The sequence below is a fragment of the Phyllobacterium sp. genome (assembly GCF_037994425.1).
Taxonomy (GTDB): domain Bacteria; phylum Pseudomonadota; class Alphaproteobacteria; order Rhizobiales; family Rhizobiaceae; genus Phyllobacterium.
The window spans coordinates 1-1,940 of the sequence record NZ_JBBNAM010000111.1; the positions used below are offsets into that span (position 1 = coordinate 1).

General features: G+C 57.5%; 4 protein-coding genes. All 4 read left to right on the top strand.

Going from position 1 to position 1,940, the window contains the following annotated elements; genetic code table 11:
• Positions 1 to 2 precede the first annotated feature (2 nt).
• The 4 genes from rplR (at position 3) to rplO (ending at position 1,722) form a co-directional block, all read left to right on the top strand.
• Entirely contained in the window at positions 3 to 344 is a 342-nt protein-coding gene (gene rplR, locus AAAB35_RS08015; protein ID WP_340667700.1) for a 50S ribosomal protein L18, read from the top strand.
• A 55-nt stretch (positions 345 to 399) separates the two neighbouring features.
• The gene (gene rpsE, locus AAAB35_RS08020) at positions 400 to 963 is read left to right on the top strand and encodes a 30S ribosomal protein S5 (protein WP_091922984.1); all 564 of its coding nucleotides are present in this window, start codon (positions 400 to 402) and stop codon (positions 961 to 963) included.
• A 65-nt stretch (positions 964 to 1,028) separates the two neighbouring features.
• Positions 1,029 to 1,229, top strand: a complete 201-nt coding sequence (gene rpmD / locus AAAB35_RS08025; RefSeq protein WP_027233178.1) for a 50S ribosomal protein L30 — start codon at positions 1,029 to 1,031, stop codon at positions 1,227 to 1,229.
• Positions 1,230 to 1,245: 16 nt separating this feature from the next.
• Positions 1,246 to 1,722 carry a 50S ribosomal protein L15 gene (rplO, locus tag AAAB35_RS08030; RefSeq protein ID WP_340667701.1) on the top strand — a complete coding sequence of 159 codons (477 nt, stop codon included), beginning with the start codon at positions 1,246 to 1,248 and terminating at the stop codon, positions 1,720 to 1,722.
• Positions 1,723 to 1,940: the final 218 nt, after the last annotated feature.

The following is a 1,940-nucleotide window of genomic DNA, read 5'->3' on the forward strand; positions in this document are numbered from 1 at the left end:
TCATTCAGCGTCGCGCTGCGCGTGTTCGCCGCCAGCTCAAGGCGGTTGCCGGTGACCGTCCGCGGCTCAGCGTCCACCGTTCTTCAAAGAATATCTATGCGCAGATCATCGATGATGCGCGTGGACATACGATTGCATCCGCATCGACCCTCGAAGCTGACCTCAAGGGCAAGCTGAAGACCGGCGCAGACTCGGATGCAGCAGCACTGGTTGGCAAGCTCGTTGCCGAGCGCGCCGTCAAGGCTGGTATCAAGGAAGTTGTCTTCGATCGTGGTGCATATATTTACCACGGCCGTGTGAAGGCGCTTGCCGAAGCTGCTCGTGAAGCTGGTCTTAGCTTCTAAGACCAGACTTTAGATAACCATTCGTGCTACCGGAAAAGAAAAAGGAATTAGGAGCATGGCACAGGAAAAGAGGAGCCGCGAGGATCGCGGCCGCAATGAAGAACGCGATAGCGAATTCGTTGACAAGCTTGTCCACATCAACCGTGTTGCCAAGGTCGTCAAGGGCGGCCGGCGTTTCGGTTTTGCTGCTCTCGTCGTCGTTGGCGATCAGAAGGGCCGCGTAGGTTTCGGCCATGGCAAGGCACGTGAAGTGCCGGAAGCCATCCGCAAGGCAACCGAGTCCGCCAAGCGTGAGATGATTTTCGTACCGCTGCGTTCGGGCCGTACCCTTCATCACGATGTTGAAGGCCGTCATGGCGCCGGCAAGGTTCTGCTTCGTGCAGCAACCGCCGGTACCGGTATCATTGCCGGTGGTCCGATGCGCGCCGTTTTCGAGACGCTTGGTGTGCAGGACGTTGTCGCCAAGTCACTCGGTTCGTCGAATCCCTACAACATGGTTCGCGCGACGTTTGATGCCCTGAAGCATCAGATGCATCCGAAGGACATCGCTGCTCAGCGCGGTATCAAGTATTCGACACTGCAGGCTCGCCGCCGCGACGTGGTCGGTTCGGAAGAATAGGCCAGGATCTGGCGCAGCGGGGCAGGGGCCGTCGGTTCCGCCCACTGTAGACAAAGGACAAAATCATGGTTGAGAAAAAGAAGGGTAAGACGGTTACTGTCGAACAGATCGGTAGCCCTATCCGCCGTCCGGTTGAACAGCGCGCAACGCTGGTCGGCCTGGGCCTCAATAAGATGCATCGCCGCAGCACGCTTGAAGATACGCCTTCGGTGCGTGGCATGATTGCCAAGGTTCAACATCTCGTCCGCGTCGTGGACGAGGCTTGATACCGGAGATATTCAAATGAAACTCAATGAACTGAGTGAAAATGCAGGCGCCACCAAGGCCCCCAAGCGCGTTGGTCGCGGTATTGGTTCCGGTTCCGGCAAGACGGCCGGTCGCGGTGTAAAGGGTCAGAAGTCGCGTTCGGGCGTTGCCATCAACGGTTTCGAAGGCGGTCAGATGCCAATCTACCGCCGCTTGCCGAAGCGTGGCTTTACCAACATCTTCTCCAAGAGCTTCAACGTCGTATCGGTCGGCCGCATTCAGGCTGCTATCGATGCCAAGAAGCTCGATGCCAAGGCGTCGGTAACGATCGAGACCCTCAAGGCTGCCGGCGTTATCCGCCGTGCGAAGGACGGCGTACGCCTCCTTGCCGATGGTGACATCAAGACCGCGGTAACGGTTGAAGTTGCCGGTGCGTCGAAGGCTGCGATCGAGAAGATCGAAAAGGCTGGCGGCACCGTGAAGCTTCCGGCAGCTCCTGCTGCTGCAGAATAAATCGGACTATTCAAGCGGCGATCTCCATGATCGCCGCTTGTACCTTTTATCAAGGGCACATATCTGGGTAGAGCCGCCGATTCCCGTTTCGGGTGGCGAGGCCCTGACGGGCACAGACCGGAGACTATAATGGCTTCAGCCGCAGAACAGCTCGCGTCAAATCTTAATTTCTCTGCTTTCTCGAAGGCTGAAGAGCTCAAGAAGCGCATTTGGTTTAC